This is a genomic window from Sulfurovum sp., from assembly GCF_041551015.1.
In the GTDB taxonomy this organism is placed as follows: domain Bacteria; phylum Campylobacterota; class Campylobacteria; order Campylobacterales; family Sulfurovaceae; genus Sulfurovum.
Genome location: NZ_JBFENQ010000007.1, coordinates 1 through 16,676, shown reverse-complemented (window position 1 = coordinate 16,676; position 16,676 = coordinate 1). Strand labels below are relative to the sequence as shown.

Sequence of the window (16,676 nt, the reverse complement as noted above, 5' to 3'; positions counted from 1 at the left end):
CTTGATGATTAAGATCGCGATTGATGCTATGGGTGGGGACTACGGTCCTGAGCCTATCATAGAAGGTGTAGTTCAAGCACTGGAAACAAAAAAATTTCTTCCTATATTAGTAGGCAATACAGAAAAGATACGCTCTTTACTCCCCCCATATTATTCAGACAAAGTAGAAATTATTGAAGCTTCAGATGTCATATCTATGAGCGACCAGGCAACTGATGCACTCAAGCGTAAAGAATCCTCTATTTACAAAGCTGTAGAACTTGTACGTGAGAAAGAAGCATCTGCTGTAGTGTCAGCGGGTCACAGTGGTGCAACGATGACACTTGCTACATTACGTATAGGACGTTTACCGCATATTTCTAAACCGGCACTTGCTACATTGATGCCAAGTGTGACGGATACTAAAACTTTGGTCCTTGATGTAGGGGCAGTGACGGACTGTACCCCTCAAAACCTTTATGAGTTTGGTGCAATGGGTGAAGCCTATGCACAGCAGATCCTAGGTATTTCTTCGCCTAAAGTAGGGCTTTTATCCAATGGTTCTGAAGACTCTAAAGGTAATACATTGACCAAAGCAGCCTTTAAATTGCTTAAAGGCTTAAATGGTTTTGTTGGAAATGTTGAAGGTAGAGATATCTTTAACGGTAATGTCAATGTCGTTGTCTGTGATGGTTTTACAGGAAATATTTTACTTAAAACAAGTGAAGGTGTTGTGTCAACAATCTTTACTCTTATGAGACAGCATATCCGTAAATCATTGCCGGCAAAGATCGGTGCACTCATGATGAAAAGAAAAGTGTTTGGAAATATGAAAAAGCAGGTTGACTATGCAGAATATGGTGGAGCACCACTTTTGGGTATCAACGGCTGTGCAATTGTTAGTCATGGTAGCTCTAATGCAAAAGCAATTAAAAATGCTATTTTCCAAGCCATCAGATATACCGAATCGGATGTAAATACGACGATAGAAGAATTACTCTCAAACGATAAATAACTCTTATTACCGCGTACTCCGTGGTAATAGGACATCACTTTAAATAATCAACACACTTCTCACTGCATTTTAGAATGCTCCTTAGAAAATTATGGTAAAATAAGAGTTATAATTTATGGCTTAAGGATAACCATGTCACAAACAAAACCAGTATATGCTTCATTTAGATCTATAGGTGCTTATGTACCTGAAAAGATTTTGTCTAATGCAGATCTTGAGCAGATGGTAGATACTACAGATGAATGGATTGTGAAGCGTACAGGTATTAAAGAACGTCATATAGCTGCAGATGATGAATATACAAGTGACATGGCTGCGAAAGCTTGTGAACTTGCAATAGAGCGATCTGATATAGAAAAAGACGACATTGATTTAGTACTTTGTGCAACTGTGACTCCAGATTATTTTAACATGCCTTCAACTGCATGTATCATTTCAGACAAGATCGGTATTAGGAATGTACAGGCATTTGATATCTCTGCTGCATGTAGCGGATTTGTCTATCTGCTTTCTATAGCTAAAGCATTTATAGAATCAGGTATGAAGAAAAATGTACTCATTGTCGGTGCAGAAAAGTTTTCTTCTATTGTAGATTATACAGATAGAAGTACCTGTATATTGTTTGGAGATGGAGCAGGAGCTGCAGTGATATCTGCCACTTTGAATAAAGAAGAAGGATTTATTGATCTACATGCAAGTGCAGATGGTGCTTACGCAGACTTTTTGGTAACACCAGCACCTGGGGCTATACACCCTGCGAGTCAGGAAGTGATTGATACGGGACTTAATTTTGTGCAAATGAAAGGGAATGAAACCTTTAAGCTTGCAGTAAAAACACTTACAAAAGATGTTAAAGAGATATTGGCAAAGAATGATATAAACTCTAATGATATTCCACACTTTATCCCTCATCAGGCAAATTACCGTATTATTAAAGCAGTAGGTGATGCTCTAAAAATGAGAGAAGATCAAGTGGTCTTGACTGTAGGTAAATATGGTAATACTTCAGCCGCTTCAATACCTATGGCGATCAATGATATTTGGGAGTCTGGAAGATTACAAACTGGTGAACTTATGCTGCTTGATACCTTTGGTGGTGGACTTACCTGGGCAAGTGCTTTGCTTCCTTTTGCAGGAAAATCACTTTAATTTCATCTTTCTCAAGGAGAAGAGTATATGCACCTGAGTCAAAGACGAAGCTTTTACGAGAAATTATTTAGTAATTTCCTGTATAAGGCTTTAGCCAAAATTGAGAGGAATTGGTCTTGGGCTTTACTCAAGACTAAGGATCTTAGAATATGAAAATTGGGTTTATCGGTGACGTCGTAGGTAAACCTGGCCGTTTGATGATCAAAAGTCATTTAACACGTCTTAGACAAGAGCATTTTATAGACTTTATGATAGCAAATTATGAAAATGCAAGTCATGGTTTTGGTCTAACTGAAAAAAACTGTATAGAATTACTTGGTTACGGTATTGATATGATGACAGGTGGTAACCATAGCTTCGATAAAAAAGAAATACTCACTCTTTTTGATACTTATCCTCTCATACGTCCTCTAAATTACCCTAAAGAAACACCAGGCAAGGGGATTTTTGAAACCACTATCTTGGGACATGATACAGTGATTCTAAATCTCATGGGACATTACACTATGCCTATGGTCGACAATCCTTTTACTATGATTGTAGCAGTGCTTGCAAGACTCAAAGAACAAGGGTTTAAACATATCATTATCGATATGCATGCTGAAGCAAGCGCCGAAAAGCAAGCTCTTTTACATATGCTCAAAGATGATGTATCAGCGATACTAGGTACACATACACATGTAGCTACAGACGATCTACAAGTAAAAGATGGTTGTTGCTATGTAACAGATATAGGACTTACGGGGTGTTACGATGGAGTGATAGGTATGGATAGTGCTATACCTCTAAAACGTTTTCTTACAGGGATCGGAGGGCATTTTAATGTACCTGATGAATGTAAATCAATTTTACAAATGGTTGTGTTTGAACTTGATGATGACGGGCGCTGTATAGGAGCTGAGAAAATTAAGATCTATGATGACAAACCCAAAATAGTTACCAAGGCATGGATGGATATGTAGGGGAAAAGAGAATCTCTCCTTAGGTATTGCGTTTGATCCTTACTTTCTTTGGATTAAATAGTGCAATAGCTTCTTTTATCATGGGCTCTTCAAGCAAGGTAGAAGGGTCTTTCTCTTTGGCTGCTTCAGTCTCTCCAGCTTCTGGAGCGATACAGGAACTTTTCATTTCTATATCTTCGATCATAGAAGCAGAGTCTGCATCTTCATGTACAGGAGGCTCTTTTTGTAAGGGCTCTTCTTCTTTTACGCTTGGTGCATCAACTTTTTTTTTAGGCATATTAATAATTTTAGTATCAAAACCAAAAATATCTTTCACAAACATATTGATAAGTCCCCAATGTGTAATGAGTGTTTTTTTATCCGCACCCTCAGCCATTGAACCCCATGTAAGTTTGTTATCTTCAAAGTTTTCAAATGAGATATTGCGTTCAAAACAAGCACCTAGGTCATAGTCTCTATCGTAAAGTTTTTTTACCAGTGCATCAAATGTCTTTTGATGCGGGTTAATTGCTGGTGTGACGGGTTGTGTCACTGTTGGTTCTGTGATAGGATTTACATCAAAATGGGCCTCTTCTTGAATAGGAGGGGTAAGATCATTTTCAATGATTTGAGTTTCTGTGACCGGATGAGAAACTTCTTCTTTCACGACAGATTCTGATTTATATACCGCAGCGGTAGGAAGTGTCGCAACTATCTCCTCTTCGGTAATGGTGATGACTTCTGGTGATACAGAGAAGTCTGGAGAGGGAGTGGTCACCATGATCTCAGAAACCTCAATACCTTTGAGTTCTTGTTCCAGACCACGTATCATGGTATCAATATCTTTTATCTCTAAAGATTCCATCATTTTAAAGAGTGCCAAGGAGAGTACAAACTCACTATCACTACCAAGAGAGAGTAAGTTTTTAGATTCGGCGATAACCCTGAAGAAACGCTCTATGATCATAGGACTGAACTTTCCTTTACCACCCAGAAGTAAGTCTTTGAGATAGAGTGTCAGTTCATCAAGTATCATCTCAGCTTCATAGTCTGCAGCCATTTTAATAAAGGCTAAAACTTTTGTTGTGTTTTTCGCTAGAATATCCGAGAGTAATGCTTCTAAATGACTTGGCTCAATGATGCCAAGCATCCCTGTCACAGTGTTCACATCTACAAAGTTTTTGGAGTAAACAATAGCTTGATCCATCAAGGTCAGAGAATCTCTCAAACTTCCGGCACCAGAACGCGCAATGATGTCCAAAGCATCTCTTTCATACTCTATATTTTCAAGATCCAAGATGTGCTCCAGGTGTTTAAGCACAAGGTTTTGAGGGATTTTCTTAAATCTAAAATGCTGTGTACGTGAAAGGATGGTAGCAGGCAGCTTTAGCGGGTCAGTTGTTGCCAGGATGAACTTCACGAAATCAGGCGGTTCTTCAAGTGTTTTGAGCAGAGCATTAAAAGCCTGATTGGTAAGCATATGTACTTCATCGATGATGAATATTTTATAGCGTGCAGAGCTTGGTTTATATTTGGTGTGCTCAATGAGATCTTTGATATCATCGATACCACGGTTGGAAGCAGCATCCATCTCGATGATGTCCATATGGCTGCTTTCGCTTGCCATGACACAATGTGCACAGGTACCGCAAGGATGAGAAGTAGCACCTTTTTCACAGAGTAAAGCTTTAGCAAAAATACGTGCGGTAGAGGTTTTACCGCTTCCTCTAAGTCCTGAAAAAAGGTAGGCATGAGAGAGTCTATCTCCCTCAAGCGCAAGTGAGAGTGTTTGTGACACTGACTCTTGTCCTATGAGGTCCTCAAAGGTGGCAGGACGGTATTTTCTTGCTAAGGCTAAAGACAAACAAACTCCTTATTTTTATTCTTATTATTGTAGTGGATTTTTACTTTTGATTGGTATAATTTTCCTAAATAAAAGTGAATGTTAAATGCTAGAATAAAGGGATGAATGATCTATCAATTCATCTCTAACCCCATATTAGATATAATCCCTTCCATATAAATAACACAACAATATCTCATCAAAGATGAAGCTTTAGTGAGATGAATTCTGCATGGACTTTGTTCATGCAGAAGAAGAAGGATAATGAATAATGAGTTACAATCCAAGTGAGATTGAAGCCAAATGGCAAAATAAATGGGACGAAGAGCAGGCTTTTGAGCCAGATGATGCTTTAACGAGAAAGAAAAAATACATTTTAAGTATGTTTCCTTTTCCTTCCGGTCGTTTACACATGGGACATGTGCGTAACTACGCCATAGGTGATGCCTTTGCCCGTTACTACAGAAAACAAGACTTTAATGTACTTCATCCTATAGGTTGGGATGCATTTGGTATGCCTGCTGAGAATGCTGCCATTAAACACGGACGTCATCCTAAAGACTGGACCTATTCGAACATTGATTATATGAGAAAAGAGCTCAATACACTTGGACTTTCATTTTCTAAAACACGTGAATTTGCTACCTGTGATGAACTCTATACGAAGTGGGAGCAAGAGTTTATCATCAAAATGTTTGAAGAGAAACTACTTTACCGTGAGTCTACGACGGTCAACTGGTGTGAAGATTGTCATACGGTACTAGCAAATGAGCAGGTAGAAGAGGGGTGTTGCTGGCGTTGTGACAATGAAGTACAGCTCAAAGAGATGCCTGGATACTATCTGGATATTATCAAGTATGCAGACGATCTGCTTGGGGACTTAAAAGAGCTTGAAGGTAAATGGCCATCACAAGTACTTACAATGCAAAGTAACTGGATAGGTAAATCTCAAGGACTTGAGTTTGAGTTTGAACTAAGTGAGGCGAGTAAAGAGAAACTTGGTGGAAACTTTGATAAATACACAGTATTTACCACACGCCCTGATACGATCTATGGCGTAACATACTCTGCACTTGCAGCGGAACATCCTATCACGAAATACTTGGTAGAGAATAGCCTGCTTGATGAAGAGGTAGCTCAAAAGATCACACATATAGCCAATATGACAGAACGTGAAAGAGCACAGGCAGATAAAGAGGGATACCCTCTTGGTATTTCTGTGATCCATCCTCTTACGGGTGAAGAGATACCGGTATGGACAGCGAATTTTGTATTGGCTTCTTATGGTGGTGGTGCAGTTATGGCCGTGCCTGCACATGATGAGAGAGATTTTGAATTTGCGAGCAAATATGAACTTCCTGTCAAAAGAGTCATTAGTGGTGGGGAAGAGCTTCCTTACACACTTGAAGGAAAGCTTGTTGATTCAGCAGCGTTTACAGGGTTAGGTAATTACGAAGCCAAGGCTAAGATCATTGCTATGTTTGAAGAGGCAGGATTTGGTAAAGGCACAACGAACTTCAAACTCAGAAACTGGGGTGTCAGCCGTCAGCGCTACTGGGGTGCACCTATACCTTTTGTGCATTGTAAGCATTGTGGTCTTGTGCCTGAAAAGATAGAAAATCTTCCTATTGCTCTACCTGAAGATGTAGAGATTACAGGTGAAGGAAACCCGCTTGAAAACCATCCTACATGGAAAAACTGTAGTTGTCCTAAGTGCGGTGAAGATGCTGTTCGTGAGACAGATACACTGGATACCTTTGTTCAGTCAAGCTGGTATCAGTTCCGTTACGCGACCAATCCTAAGAAGTGGAATGAAGTCGGTATTGACAAAGAGGAAGCCAATTATTGGTTGGGTGTAGACCAGTATATCGGTGGAATCGAGCATGCTATTTTACACTTGTTGTATGCACGTTTCTTTACGAAAGTACTTCGTGATCTTGGTTATCATGACATCAATGAACCTTTTGAGAACTTATTGACGCAGGGTATGGTGCTTATGGACGGTGCCAAAATGAGTAAGTCTAAGGGAAATACTGTGGACCCGGATGCACTTGTTGAAAAGTATGGTGCAGATACGGCTAGACTATTTACTCTTTTTGCTGCACCGCCGGCTAAGGAACTTGAGTGGAATGATTCAGCCGTAGAGGGTGCATTTAGATTTATCAAAAAACTCTACGACAGAAAAGAGAAAGTTACGCAAAATACTTTGCCACAGATCGATCAAGGGTCTTTAAGTAAAGAGTCTAAACTTGCACGTGTAAAAGTCTATGAAGCGTTACAAAAGTCATCTGATGTGTATGAAAAGACATTTGCTTTTAATACACTCATTGCAGCATGTATGGAAGCCCTGAATGCATTGGACAAACAAGATGATGGGGATGTATGGACTGAGGGTATGTATATTATGCTTAACCTTCTTGAACCTATTATTCCTCATGTGACGACGGAGCTCAGTGAAGCATTGTTTGCACGTAAGAATTTACAAGCTGTACTTGAAGTGAAAGAAGAAGTTTTTGTTCAAGAGAGTGTTTTGTATGTAGTAATGATAGGTGGTAAGAAGCGTACTGAAATAGAGATGAGCCCTACTGCTACACAAGATGAAATTTTGGCTGCTGCAAAAGAAGCTGGAGAAAAATGGCTTGAGGGTATGAGTATCGTCAAAGAGATCGTAGTGCCAAATAAATTGGTAAACTTGGCTGTAAAATCAAGCTAAAATGAGAATAAGAGAGGAAAGTATGAATACTATTGTGAAATTTTGGATGACGGTTAGTATGGTGTTACTTGTAAGTGCTTGTGGATACAAACCTTCCTCTCATATGATTCAAAATGTTTTTAACGATACTGTGTATGTGGAAGTGATAGTCGATAGAGTAGAGCCTGAAAATGCACCTTTTCTCAAGGATGAGATGAATCGTTTGGTATACACACGTTTTAAAGGACGTGTTGTAACAAAAGAACAGGCCCAGAGTCAGATCCGTCTTTCCTATGCTGGAAGTACTTTTACACCACTTGCGTATAGAGATGGTTATGTCACGCGCTACCGTGCAAATGTCAAAGTGAAGTTTGATATGGTGAACAAAGAAGGCAAGGTCAGTAAAACGATTTCGAGTATCGTTGAATCAGATATACAAGAGAGTTCCCTTGATTCTTCTGTCCTTAGAACGGAAGCTATACGTATAGGATTAGGAAAAGCGTTGGATGAATTCTTGGCATATGTGAGTGCTAAAGGGATGCTAAAAGAAGCTAAATGATGCAGCCTTTTGACAGATTTCTTGAAGATAAACCTCTTTACTATAAAGAGATAGACCATGAACGTGTACATATTGCTTATGGCCTGTTGAAACCTCATATCAGGCAACCTAGAACAGTCCATATCGTAGGAACGAATGGAAAAGGTTCCACGGGACGTATGATTGCACATTTGGCACATCAAAGCGGTCTTAATGTAGGTCACTTCTCTTCTCCTCATATTTTAAAGTTCAATGAACGTATTTGGTTCAATGGCAGGGACAGTTCGGATGAAATACTTGAAGAGGCACATCAGAAACTTTTTACTATTCTGGGGCCAGAGATGAGTGAAAAGTTGAGTTACTTCGAGTATACGACCCTTTTATCTCTTGTAGTTTTTGAAAATTGTGATTTTATGGTTTTGGAAGCAGGACTGGGTGGAGAATTTGATGCAACGAATGTATGTGACAAAGTACTTTCTGTTATTACACCCATAGGCATAGACCATCAGGCTTTTTTAGGTGAAAGCATTGAAGAGATAGCTGGCACAAAGATACGCAGTATACAAAAAGCGTTATTATTGGCTCCTCAAGCGTATGATGAGGTAGGTAAAATCGCTAAACAAATAGCGGATGAGAAAGGTGCAAAATTATATCTTTCTCTATGTCCAAGTCATAGGATGACAGAATTAGAAGTGATCGCAGAGGAAAGATCCTGGGGAGATTACCTGATAGATAATGCTTGTGTAGCACTGCAAGCCTTAGAGATTTTAGATATCTCTTATGATGTAAATGATTTGCGCTCATTGGAACTCTTTGGACGTTTCTACCCATTGACTGAAAATATACGCATTGATGTTGGGCATAATCCTTTGGCTGCAAAAGCCATAGTAAAAGCATTAGACAACAAGGTAGTGCTTATCTATAACAGTCTAGATGATAAAGATTATGAAACCGTATTACAAACACTTAAACCTAAGGTAAAACGTGTGGAGATTATCCCTATTAATTCACAAAGGGCTACGACTTTCAGTGAGATAGAAAAGGCACTGGAAAAAGTAGGTATTGCGTATGGCTATTTTGAAAGTAAGATAGACGAAAATGAACACTACCTGGTATTTGGTTCATTTTATGTCGTAGAAGAGTTTTTAAATAAGATGAAAAAGAAGATCAATGTACCAAAGTAATATTTACGAATACTTAGAAGAGTTAAAAGAAGAAAAACTGCTTATTTGTAAAGATGACAAAGAAGCTATACAGATACGAGATGTAGCAGTCCTTCTTGGCTTTGATACCTTTGTCCTTCCAGACCTTCGTGTAAGTGTTGGGGAAGACTTGCGTGCCTATGGTGAAGATGTACAGTTATTGTTTATACAGTTAGCTTCTTTCTATAAAAGCACAAAGAAAAAGATTCTTATCTCACCACTAAGAACTTTGCTTATCCCTTTTCCAAAAGCAGAACTGTTTGATACTCGGTCCATAGAATTTGGTGACACATTAGATTTACATGAACTCAAAGATACTTTGTATCATTGGGGGTACCATTTTACGGACATTGCAGCCAGTCGTGGAGAAGTCTCTTTCCGTGGAGATATCATAGATTTTTATCCTATAGATGCAGATAAACCTTACCGTATCTCTTTGTTTGATGAAGAGGTAGAGACGATTCAGTATTATGATGAGGGAACGCAGAAGCGTCTAAGTGATGAGTTGGAGTCTTTGACATTTACACCGGCATTCTTAGCACTCACTAAAACCCAACACGAAGCACTTAAAAACAGAACAGAACAAAGTACTTATGACACCTTTGTGAAAGATATAGATTCACTTGGGCTATGGCACCTGGATGATCTAGGAGAGAGTGCATTAGAACTTTTTGATGGAGTGTGGGCGTCTGATTTGGATGACGAACTGAAAGAAGTGTATGAGTTGGGTGAAGCTCTTGTTCCTAGAAAGTCATTTTTGTTACCAGCCATTCCAGAAGGGAACAAGTACCGTGATCTGGAAGCAGTGACTCCAAATAAATTACTCGAATCCCATAAAGACAAAAAGATCACCATCATTGCTAAAAATGAGAGTATCATACGTGGTTCCCAACTGGACTCGTTTGAAAACATAGAGTTTGTCTATCAGGAAGGTATTGTTAATCTGTTAGGTGCAGACAGACTTATACTTTCACTCAATAAACCCATAAAACGTAAAAAGGTTAAGAAGGCCAGCATCATACTGGACGAACTGAAACCCGGTGATTATGTAGTCCATGAGAATTATGGGGTAGGTATTTTCAAAGGGATAGAAAAACGGGATGTATTGGGCGCAACCAGTGAATTTGTGGTGATGTATTATCAAAATGAAGACTCTTTGCTCATACCTGTCTCGAATCTTGAAGTCATAGACCGTTATGTAGCAGAAGGCGGGGCATTACCTATACTTGATAGACTGGGTAAGGCAAGCTTTAAAAAGTTAAAAGCCAAAGTTAAAGAGAAGCTTTTTGCCATTGCTTCACAGATCATTAATCTTTCAGCACAACGTCATTTGAAAAAAGGCATCAAGCTGAAAATAGATATGGAAGAACATGCCATTTTTATGTCAGAAGCAGGGTTTGTACATACGGAAGATCAGGAACGTGCCATCAATGATATGTTGGAGGACATGAGTTCCGGGAGGATGATGGACAGACTGCTTTCTGCAGATGTGGGGTTCGGTAAAACAGAAGTGGCCATGAATGGGATGTTTGTTGCAGTTAAAAACGGTTACCAGGCTATGATGATAGCCCCTACAACATTGCTAAGTTCCCAGCATTACAAAAGTCTCAAAGAACGATTTTACGGACACGATATTAAAGTAGCTAAACTTGACAGGTTTTCCACGACAAAAGAGAAAAATGCAACACTGAAAGGATTGCAAGAGGGAACTATAGATGTGGTTGTAGGGACACATGCCTTACTAAAGGCCAAGTTTAAAAACCTGGCGCTTGTTATCATCGATGAAGAGCATAAGTTTGGTGTCAAGCAAAAAGAAGCGCTTAAAGAAATATCCATTGATGTGCATCTTCTCAGTATGTCAGCAACACCGATTCCTAGAAGTCTGAACCTTGCCATGTCTGAAGTTAAGTCTTTTTCTGAAATTCTAACCCCTCCTACAGAGCGTCAAGGGGTGCGTACTTTTGTGAAGAGTTATGATGATAAAGTGATCAAAGAGGCTATTCTCCGTGAGATGCGTAGAGGTGGACAGATATTTTATGTCTTTAACTCTATAGCAGGAATAGAAGAGAAGAAAAAACAATTGCTTCAGATACTTCCTAAACTTCGTATCGCTGTGCTTCACTCCAAGATCTCAGCCAAAGAGACCGAAGATGAGATGATGCTTTTTGAAGATGGAGAGTATGATGTATTGCTCTCCACATCCATTGTAGAGTCAGGTATCCATATGCCTCATGCCAATACCATGATAGTAGATGGTGCAGACAGTTTTGGTATAGCAGATTTACATCAGCTTCGTGGACGTGTGGGACGTGGAGTGAAAGAGGGATACTGCTACTTCATGGTGACAGATAAGGAGCGTTTGACAGAGAATGCAAAACGCCGTCTACTTGCACTTGAGTCACACTCAGACTTAGGAAGCGGCGCTGTATTGGCATTTCATGATTTAGAGATACGCGGTGGAGGGAACATCATTGGTGAAGCACAGTCCGGACATATCAAACAGATAGGGTATTCTCTCTACTTGCGTATGCTTGAAGATGCAATCAAAGAACTTTCTGGGCAAGACAAAGAAGTGGCACAAAACATTGACATGAAGCTTTCAGTTAATGCATACTTGAATGAAGAACTCATAGAAGAAGACAGGTTGCGCCTAGAACTTTATCGACGTCTCTCTTTATGTGAAAGTACGGGTGAGGTTTACGAGATAGAAGCAGAGATAGCAGATAGGTTTGGAAAACTCGATGTGATTACCAGACAGTTTATCGATGTGATCGTCATGAAGGTACTGGCAAGAGAAAAGGGCATTTCTAAGGTCTCTTCGTATGGTGAAAATGTCTTTATAGAATTTATAGATGAGGGTAAAGAGAGAGTGGTACTGAAATCACGTAGTAAAGATGATGATGATATCATCGTTACGGCGATGGGTTATTTGAAAGGGTAGTTTTATCAGCATGTACTAATCTTGCTCGTAATATACTTGGAAATATAGTTTATGAAGGGTGAATGAATGAACTTTTTCGAATCAGAAATATTAAAAGGTAAATATTTCACTCCAAAAAGCCGTGATAGACTAAGAGCAACTATGGTCAATTTGTTTATTTTGATCGGTGCTTTTGTGATGCTTTTATATGCATACGAAAACTTGGTTCAAGGCTATTATGTGATGTTGTCTATTGAGCTGTTCATCATTTTCATCTTGATGGTAGCCTATTTGGTATTTCCCCACTATGTCAATATCAATCATACTTCCTATATGATACTCGGGGCACTTACTTTTTTGCTTTCTATGTCGTTGATCGTTCCAGATCAGGATCCTGAACTTTCACTCTTCTGGTTGGCTGCTTTACCTATATTTGTTTTCTTTTTTTTAGGGGTGGAGAAGGGTATCAGGTGGAGTACGAACATGTTTATTGTTTTACTCTTTATCCCTCTGGTCTCTTATGTGACAGGGGTTCAGTTTGTCTATGAATGGGAACTGCTTTCGCAAATTGTTTTAGGGTATTTGGTCGTTTCGTATATGCTTTATATCATTGAGAGTGAACGGAGTTCTTATGAAGAGAGGCTAAACATTGCACTTGAAGAGAATAAAATACTTTTCAAAGAGGTGCATCATCGCACAAAAAATAATATGCAGGTGGTAATGAGTTTACTTGAAAGTCAATCTTTTAAGATCGATGATCCTAAGTACAAAAAAATGTTTGAAACACATGTAGACAGGTTAAAAGCGATGAGTCTTATGCATAAAAATCTTTACACCAATCACAGTTATGAAGAAGTAGATATCCAGGAGTATTTGGAAGAGATAGCGCAAAGTTTACAGACATATACTGAATACAATATTCGCACAGATATCGATCCCATCATTATAGACATGAGAATAGCCATGAATATTGGCCTCATTTTTAATGAGGCTGTGACCAATGCTATTGAACATGCTTTTGATGGAGAGGAAGGAAATATTGATATCTCCTTTAAAGAAATAGGTGACCGATATCGATTATCCATTCAAGATGATGGCAAGGGCTTTGATACTTCACAAACATATAAATCTTTGGGATTGACCCTCATTAAAGATCTAAGTGTCACTTTACCCTATAGTACGATCGATATAGAGGGCCAAAACGGTACGAAAATACAGATCTATTTTAATAAAGAGGAGCATCTATAATGGGTTTACCTCAAAATATTGTGATAGTCGAAGATGAGGTGATCACACAGCGTTACTTGCAAGATATACTGATGAATAACCAAGTGAATGTATCGGGTTGTTTTGATAATGCTTCAGATACACTTGAAGCATTAAAAACTATACACTGTGATATGATCCTGATGGATATAAACATTAAAGGTTCAATGGATGGTATACAGTTGGCCAGAAAAATTTTAGAAACATATACCTTTCCTATCGTTTTCATTACGGCACACAATGACGATGCAACACTGGAAGAACTCTTGGAACTTGCACCATATGGTTTTATAAGTAAACCATTTTCAAGTAAAGATATACTTGCGACTCTAAAGATCGCATATAAACGATATTTGATACATAGCGAAGTAAGTAAAGTAAAAACCAATGAGGAACCTACAGATATCGTTATCAATAAATACTATACATACTCGCAAAATGTATCTGTATTGTATTATGATGGTCAAGCAATAAAATTGAATAAAAAGCAGGATCAGCTTATAGAGATCCTAAGTAAAAATATCAATCATACTGTTGGATATGATACACTTATTTCATATCTTTGGAATGATGATACTGTAGCAGATTCTACTCTGCGTACTTTAGTCTATTCTGTACGAAAACTACTTCCTGATTTACCTATTATCTCTCATAGTAAAGTTGGATATTCGCTACAAAGTTTACAATAAATTGAATTTTATTGCTGATTTCAAAGATTGTTAAATTATTAACCTTCAATTAACCTCACAAAAGTATACTTTTCACATAAAAATGTAGGAGAGTCAATTGAGTCAAATCATAGAAAATATCAAAACAGAAATTTCTAAAGTACTTGTAGGACAAGATAAGATGGTTGAAGGACTTTTAGCAGGTTTACTTTGTCGTGGACACATCCTGCTAGAGGGAGTTCCGGGACTTGCAAAAACAACTGCTGTCAATGCTTTGGCCAAGACACTTGGTTTAGACTTCAAACGTGTACAATTTACCCCTGATCTACTTCCTTCAGATATCATAGGTACAGAGATCTATGATCCTTCTAATAATACATTTAAAATTAAACAAGGTCCTGTATTTACGAATCTTTTACTGGCAGATGAGATCAACCGTGCTCCAGCAAAAGTACAGTCTGCTCTGCTTGAAGTTATGCAGGAGAGACAAGTAACCATTGGTGATGAAACATTCAAGATAGACCTTCCTTTCTTGGTTATGGCGACACAAAATCCTGTTGAGCAAGAGGGTGCTTATGAACTCCCTGAAGCACAGCTTGACAGGTTTATGATGAAAGTAGTTGTCGGATATAACACAAAAGAAGAAGAGTTAGAGATTGCAAGACGAGCTGCAAATAATAGTTTTGGAGAGATTCAGCAAGTAGCAACCATTGATGATCTCAATAAGATCAGAGAAGAAGCGCTTCAAGTGCATATGGATGAAGAGATAGAAGCGTATATCATAGAACTTGTAGCGGCTACACGTGATCCTAAAGCGTATGGTCTTGAAGAGCTTGAATCCTATATAGAGTTTGGAGCGAGTCCTCGTGCGAGTATAGATATGTATAAAGCAGCACGTGCGATCGCATACTTGAAAGGGCAGGATTATGTTTCACCTATTGAGATAGCCTATATTGCCAAAGAGATCCTTCGCCACCGTATCATCCTTTCTTATGAAGCACAAGCAGAGGATGTGACACAAGATGAGATTATAGAAAAGATTTTAGCTGCTGTTCCAATTCCGTAGAGGTATATGTTTTGAATAAAGCTGCAAAGAAAATTATCCTTAAAACCAAAAAGCAAGTCTATGGAGATATGCTTGGAAACAATGCCTCACTCTTCCAAGGTGAAGGATTTGAATTTGCAGAACTTCGTGAGTATGTCTATGGTGACGATGTACGTAAGATAGATTGGAAGACCACAGCAAAGCTAGGCAAACCTTTTGTAAAGATCTACAAGGAAGAACGAGAGCTTAATGTTGTTGTGGTTTCTATGCTTGGTGGATCTGTTTATTTTGGAACAGTGAAACAAAAGTCAGATATTATGGCAGAAGTAGTGGCAACACTTGGTTTTTCAGCTGTAAAAAATGCTGATCTCTTCTCGCATATGATTTTTGCAGATAAACTGTATGACGTAAATAAAGCAAGTAAAAAACTTTTTTCTGTACATAAAGCAGTGGAAGATGTGGTTGAATTTGATCCAATAGGAAAAGAGGGTGATTTTTCTGCCTTGGTAGAAACACTGCATAACCGTTTGAAAAAGAAGTCTTTACTTTTTATCGTGTCTGATTTCGTCGGGGATATAGACTTGAAACTCTTGAGTAAAAAACATGATGTATTTGCGGTGATGGTACGTGACAAGTTTGAAGAAGATCCATCAGAACTAGGTTATCTTAGATTGATCGATATGGAAACAAAACAGAGTTTTGAAGGTGATGTAGACAGTGCAACTCTTAAGAACTACAAAAAAGCTTTGCATGATAATGATGAGAGACTCTACAAACAATTTAAAAAACAGGGTGTACGGTTTACTAAGATCTATACACATGAAGAACCCGCACTTAAGCTAATGACAAGAATGAGGTAATAGTAATGGATACAAATCAAACAGCAAATATCAGTGAACAACTTAGAGACATCAAACCATTACTTGAGATACCGGACAGTTCCTATTATATCTATTGGGGGTTAATTGGTTTTTCCATTTTCTTGGGAGTGGTTATTCTATTTTTTATAGCGAAAAAACTGTGGGATAATAGAAAAGTAAATCTTGCCAAAGGCTACCTTGAATCCATCAAAAAGATAGACTGGAAAGATACAAAAAAATCTGCTTATGAAGCCACACACTATGCAAGACTTTTAGCCACAGATGAGAGAAGAAAAGAACTTTTTTCTCAACTCGAGCTTATGCTTGAACAGTATAAATATAAAAAAGAAGTAGAAGAAATAGATCAAGATACGAAAAATAAATTCAACCTCTATGTGCAGGTAGCTGATGAGTCAGTTTAATTTTGAGTATCCATATCTTTTAGGGGTCATCTTCCTTTTTATACTATGTAGTATTTGGTGTAAAGAGAGAAGCCGTGCTATCTTTTTTCCCCATGTCAAAACGCTTATGGTCAAGAGTGCAGGTAAATCATCACTA

General features: G+C 38.4%; 13 protein-coding genes. 12 read left to right on the top strand and 1 reads right to left on the bottom strand.

The annotated features are described in order from the left end of the window. Nucleotides 1-4 precede the first annotated feature (4 nt). The 3 genes from plsX (at nt 5) to ABZC96_RS00990 (ending at nt 3,105) form a co-directional block, all read left to right on the top strand. Nucleotides 5-994, top strand: coding sequence for a phosphate acyltransferase PlsX (gene plsX, locus ABZC96_RS01000; RefSeq protein ID WP_373028455.1), 990 nt, complete (start codon nt 5-7; stop codon nt 992-994). Between the two features lie 132 nt (nt 995-1,126). Further along, complete coding sequence (locus tag ABZC96_RS00995) at nt 1,127-2,143, top strand: beta-ketoacyl-ACP synthase III (protein WP_373028437.1); 1,017 nt, start codon at nt 1,127-1,129, stop codon at nt 2,141-2,143. A gap of 149 nt (nt 2,144-2,292) precedes the next feature. After that, on the top strand, nt 2,293-3,105 hold the full coding sequence (locus ABZC96_RS00990; RefSeq protein WP_373028435.1) for a YmdB family metallophosphoesterase: 813 nt from the start codon (nt 2,293-2,295) through the stop codon (nt 3,103-3,105). 19 nt (nt 3,106-3,124) lie between these two features. Here the strand turns inward: ABZC96_RS00990 and ABZC96_RS00985 are convergent, their stop codons facing one another. After that, entirely contained in the window at nt 3,125-4,948 is a 1,824-nt protein-coding gene (locus ABZC96_RS00985; RefSeq protein ID WP_373028433.1) for a DNA polymerase III subunit gamma/tau, read from the bottom strand. A 250-nt stretch (nt 4,949-5,198) separates the two neighbouring features. On the opposite strand from ABZC96_RS00985, the gene leuS reads away from it, so the two are divergent. From leuS to ABZC96_RS00940, 9 genes are all read left to right on the top strand, one after another. Beyond that, nucleotides 5,199-7,640, top strand: coding sequence for a leucine--tRNA ligase (leuS, locus tag ABZC96_RS00980; protein WP_373028431.1), 2,442 nt, complete (start codon nt 5,199-5,201; stop codon nt 7,638-7,640). 22 nt (nt 7,641-7,662) lie between these two features. Further along, on the top strand, nt 7,663-8,178 hold the full coding sequence (gene lptE / locus ABZC96_RS00975) for an LPS assembly lipoprotein LptE (protein ID WP_373028429.1): 516 nt from the start codon (nt 7,663-7,665) through the stop codon (nt 8,176-8,178). Then, nucleotides 8,175-9,341 (top strand): folylpolyglutamate synthase/dihydrofolate synthase family protein, encoded by a 1,167-nt coding sequence (locus ABZC96_RS00970; RefSeq protein ID WP_373028427.1) that lies wholly within the window; start codon nt 8,175-8,177, stop codon nt 9,339-9,341. Before lptE ends, ABZC96_RS00970 begins: the two co-directional genes overlap by 4 nt. Further along, nucleotides 9,328-12,300: a transcription-repair coupling factor gene (gene mfd, locus ABZC96_RS00965; RefSeq protein ID WP_373028426.1), complete on the top strand. Its 2,973-nt coding sequence runs from the start codon at nt 9,328-9,330 to the stop codon at nt 12,298-12,300. The genes ABZC96_RS00970 and mfd overlap by 14 nt, the downstream gene beginning before the upstream one ends. 66 nt (nt 12,301-12,366) lie before the next feature. After that, the gene (locus ABZC96_RS00960; protein ID WP_373028425.1) at nt 12,367-13,527 is read left to right on the top strand and encodes a sensor histidine kinase; all 1,161 of its coding nucleotides are present in this window, start codon (nt 12,367-12,369) and stop codon (nt 13,525-13,527) included. Next, complete coding sequence (locus ABZC96_RS00955) at nt 13,527-14,234, top strand: response regulator (protein ID WP_373028423.1); 708 nt, start codon at nt 13,527-13,529, stop codon at nt 14,232-14,234. Before ABZC96_RS00960 ends, ABZC96_RS00955 begins: the two co-directional genes overlap by 1 nt. Nucleotides 14,235-14,331: 97 nt before the next feature. After that, nucleotides 14,332-15,279: an AAA family ATPase gene (locus tag ABZC96_RS00950; protein WP_373028421.1), complete on the top strand. Its 948-nt coding sequence runs from the start codon at nt 14,332-14,334 to the stop codon at nt 15,277-15,279. Nucleotides 15,280-15,290: 11 nt separating this feature from the next. Beyond that, nucleotides 15,291-16,118: a DUF58 domain-containing protein gene (locus tag ABZC96_RS00945; protein ID WP_373028420.1), complete on the top strand. Its 828-nt coding sequence runs from the start codon at nt 15,291-15,293 to the stop codon at nt 16,116-16,118. A 5-nt stretch (nt 16,119-16,123) separates the two neighbouring features. Continuing rightward, entirely contained in the window at nt 16,124-16,540 is a 417-nt protein-coding gene (locus tag ABZC96_RS00940) for a hypothetical protein (RefSeq protein ID WP_373028418.1), read from the top strand. The last annotated feature ends 136 nt before the right edge of the window (nt 16,541-16,676 follow it).

Excerpts from the sequence above, each read along its gene's own strand:
- mfd (WP_373028426.1), top strand. The coding sequence starts at position 9,328 with ATGTACCAAAGTAATATTTACGAATACTTAGAAGAGTTAAAAGAAGAA.
- ABZC96_RS00990 (WP_373028435.1), top strand. The coding sequence starts at position 2,293 with ATGAAAATTGGGTTTATCGGTGACGTCGTAGGTAAACCTGGCCGTTTG.
- ABZC96_RS00955 (WP_373028423.1), top strand. The coding sequence starts at position 13,527 with ATGGGTTTACCTCAAAATATTGTGATAGTCGAAGATGAGGTGATCACA.
- leuS (WP_373028431.1), top strand. The coding sequence starts at position 5,199 with ATGAGTTACAATCCAAGTGAGATTGAAGCCAAATGGCAAAATAAATGG.
- plsX (WP_373028455.1), top strand. The coding sequence starts at position 5 with ATGATTAAGATCGCGATTGATGCTATGGGTGGGGACTACGGTCCTGAG.
- ABZC96_RS00970 (WP_373028427.1), top strand. The coding sequence starts at position 8,175 with ATGATGCAGCCTTTTGACAGATTTCTTGAAGATAAACCTCTTTACTAT.
- ABZC96_RS00940 (WP_373028418.1), top strand. The coding sequence starts at position 16,124 with ATGGATACAAATCAAACAGCAAATATCAGTGAACAACTTAGAGACATC.
- ABZC96_RS00960 (WP_373028425.1), top strand. The coding sequence starts at position 12,367 with ATGAACTTTTTCGAATCAGAAATATTAAAAGGTAAATATTTCACTCCA.
- lptE (WP_373028429.1), top strand. The coding sequence starts at position 7,663 with ATGAATACTATTGTGAAATTTTGGATGACGGTTAGTATGGTGTTACTT.
- ABZC96_RS00995 (WP_373028437.1), top strand. The coding sequence starts at position 1,127 with ATGTCACAAACAAAACCAGTATATGCTTCATTTAGATCTATAGGTGCT.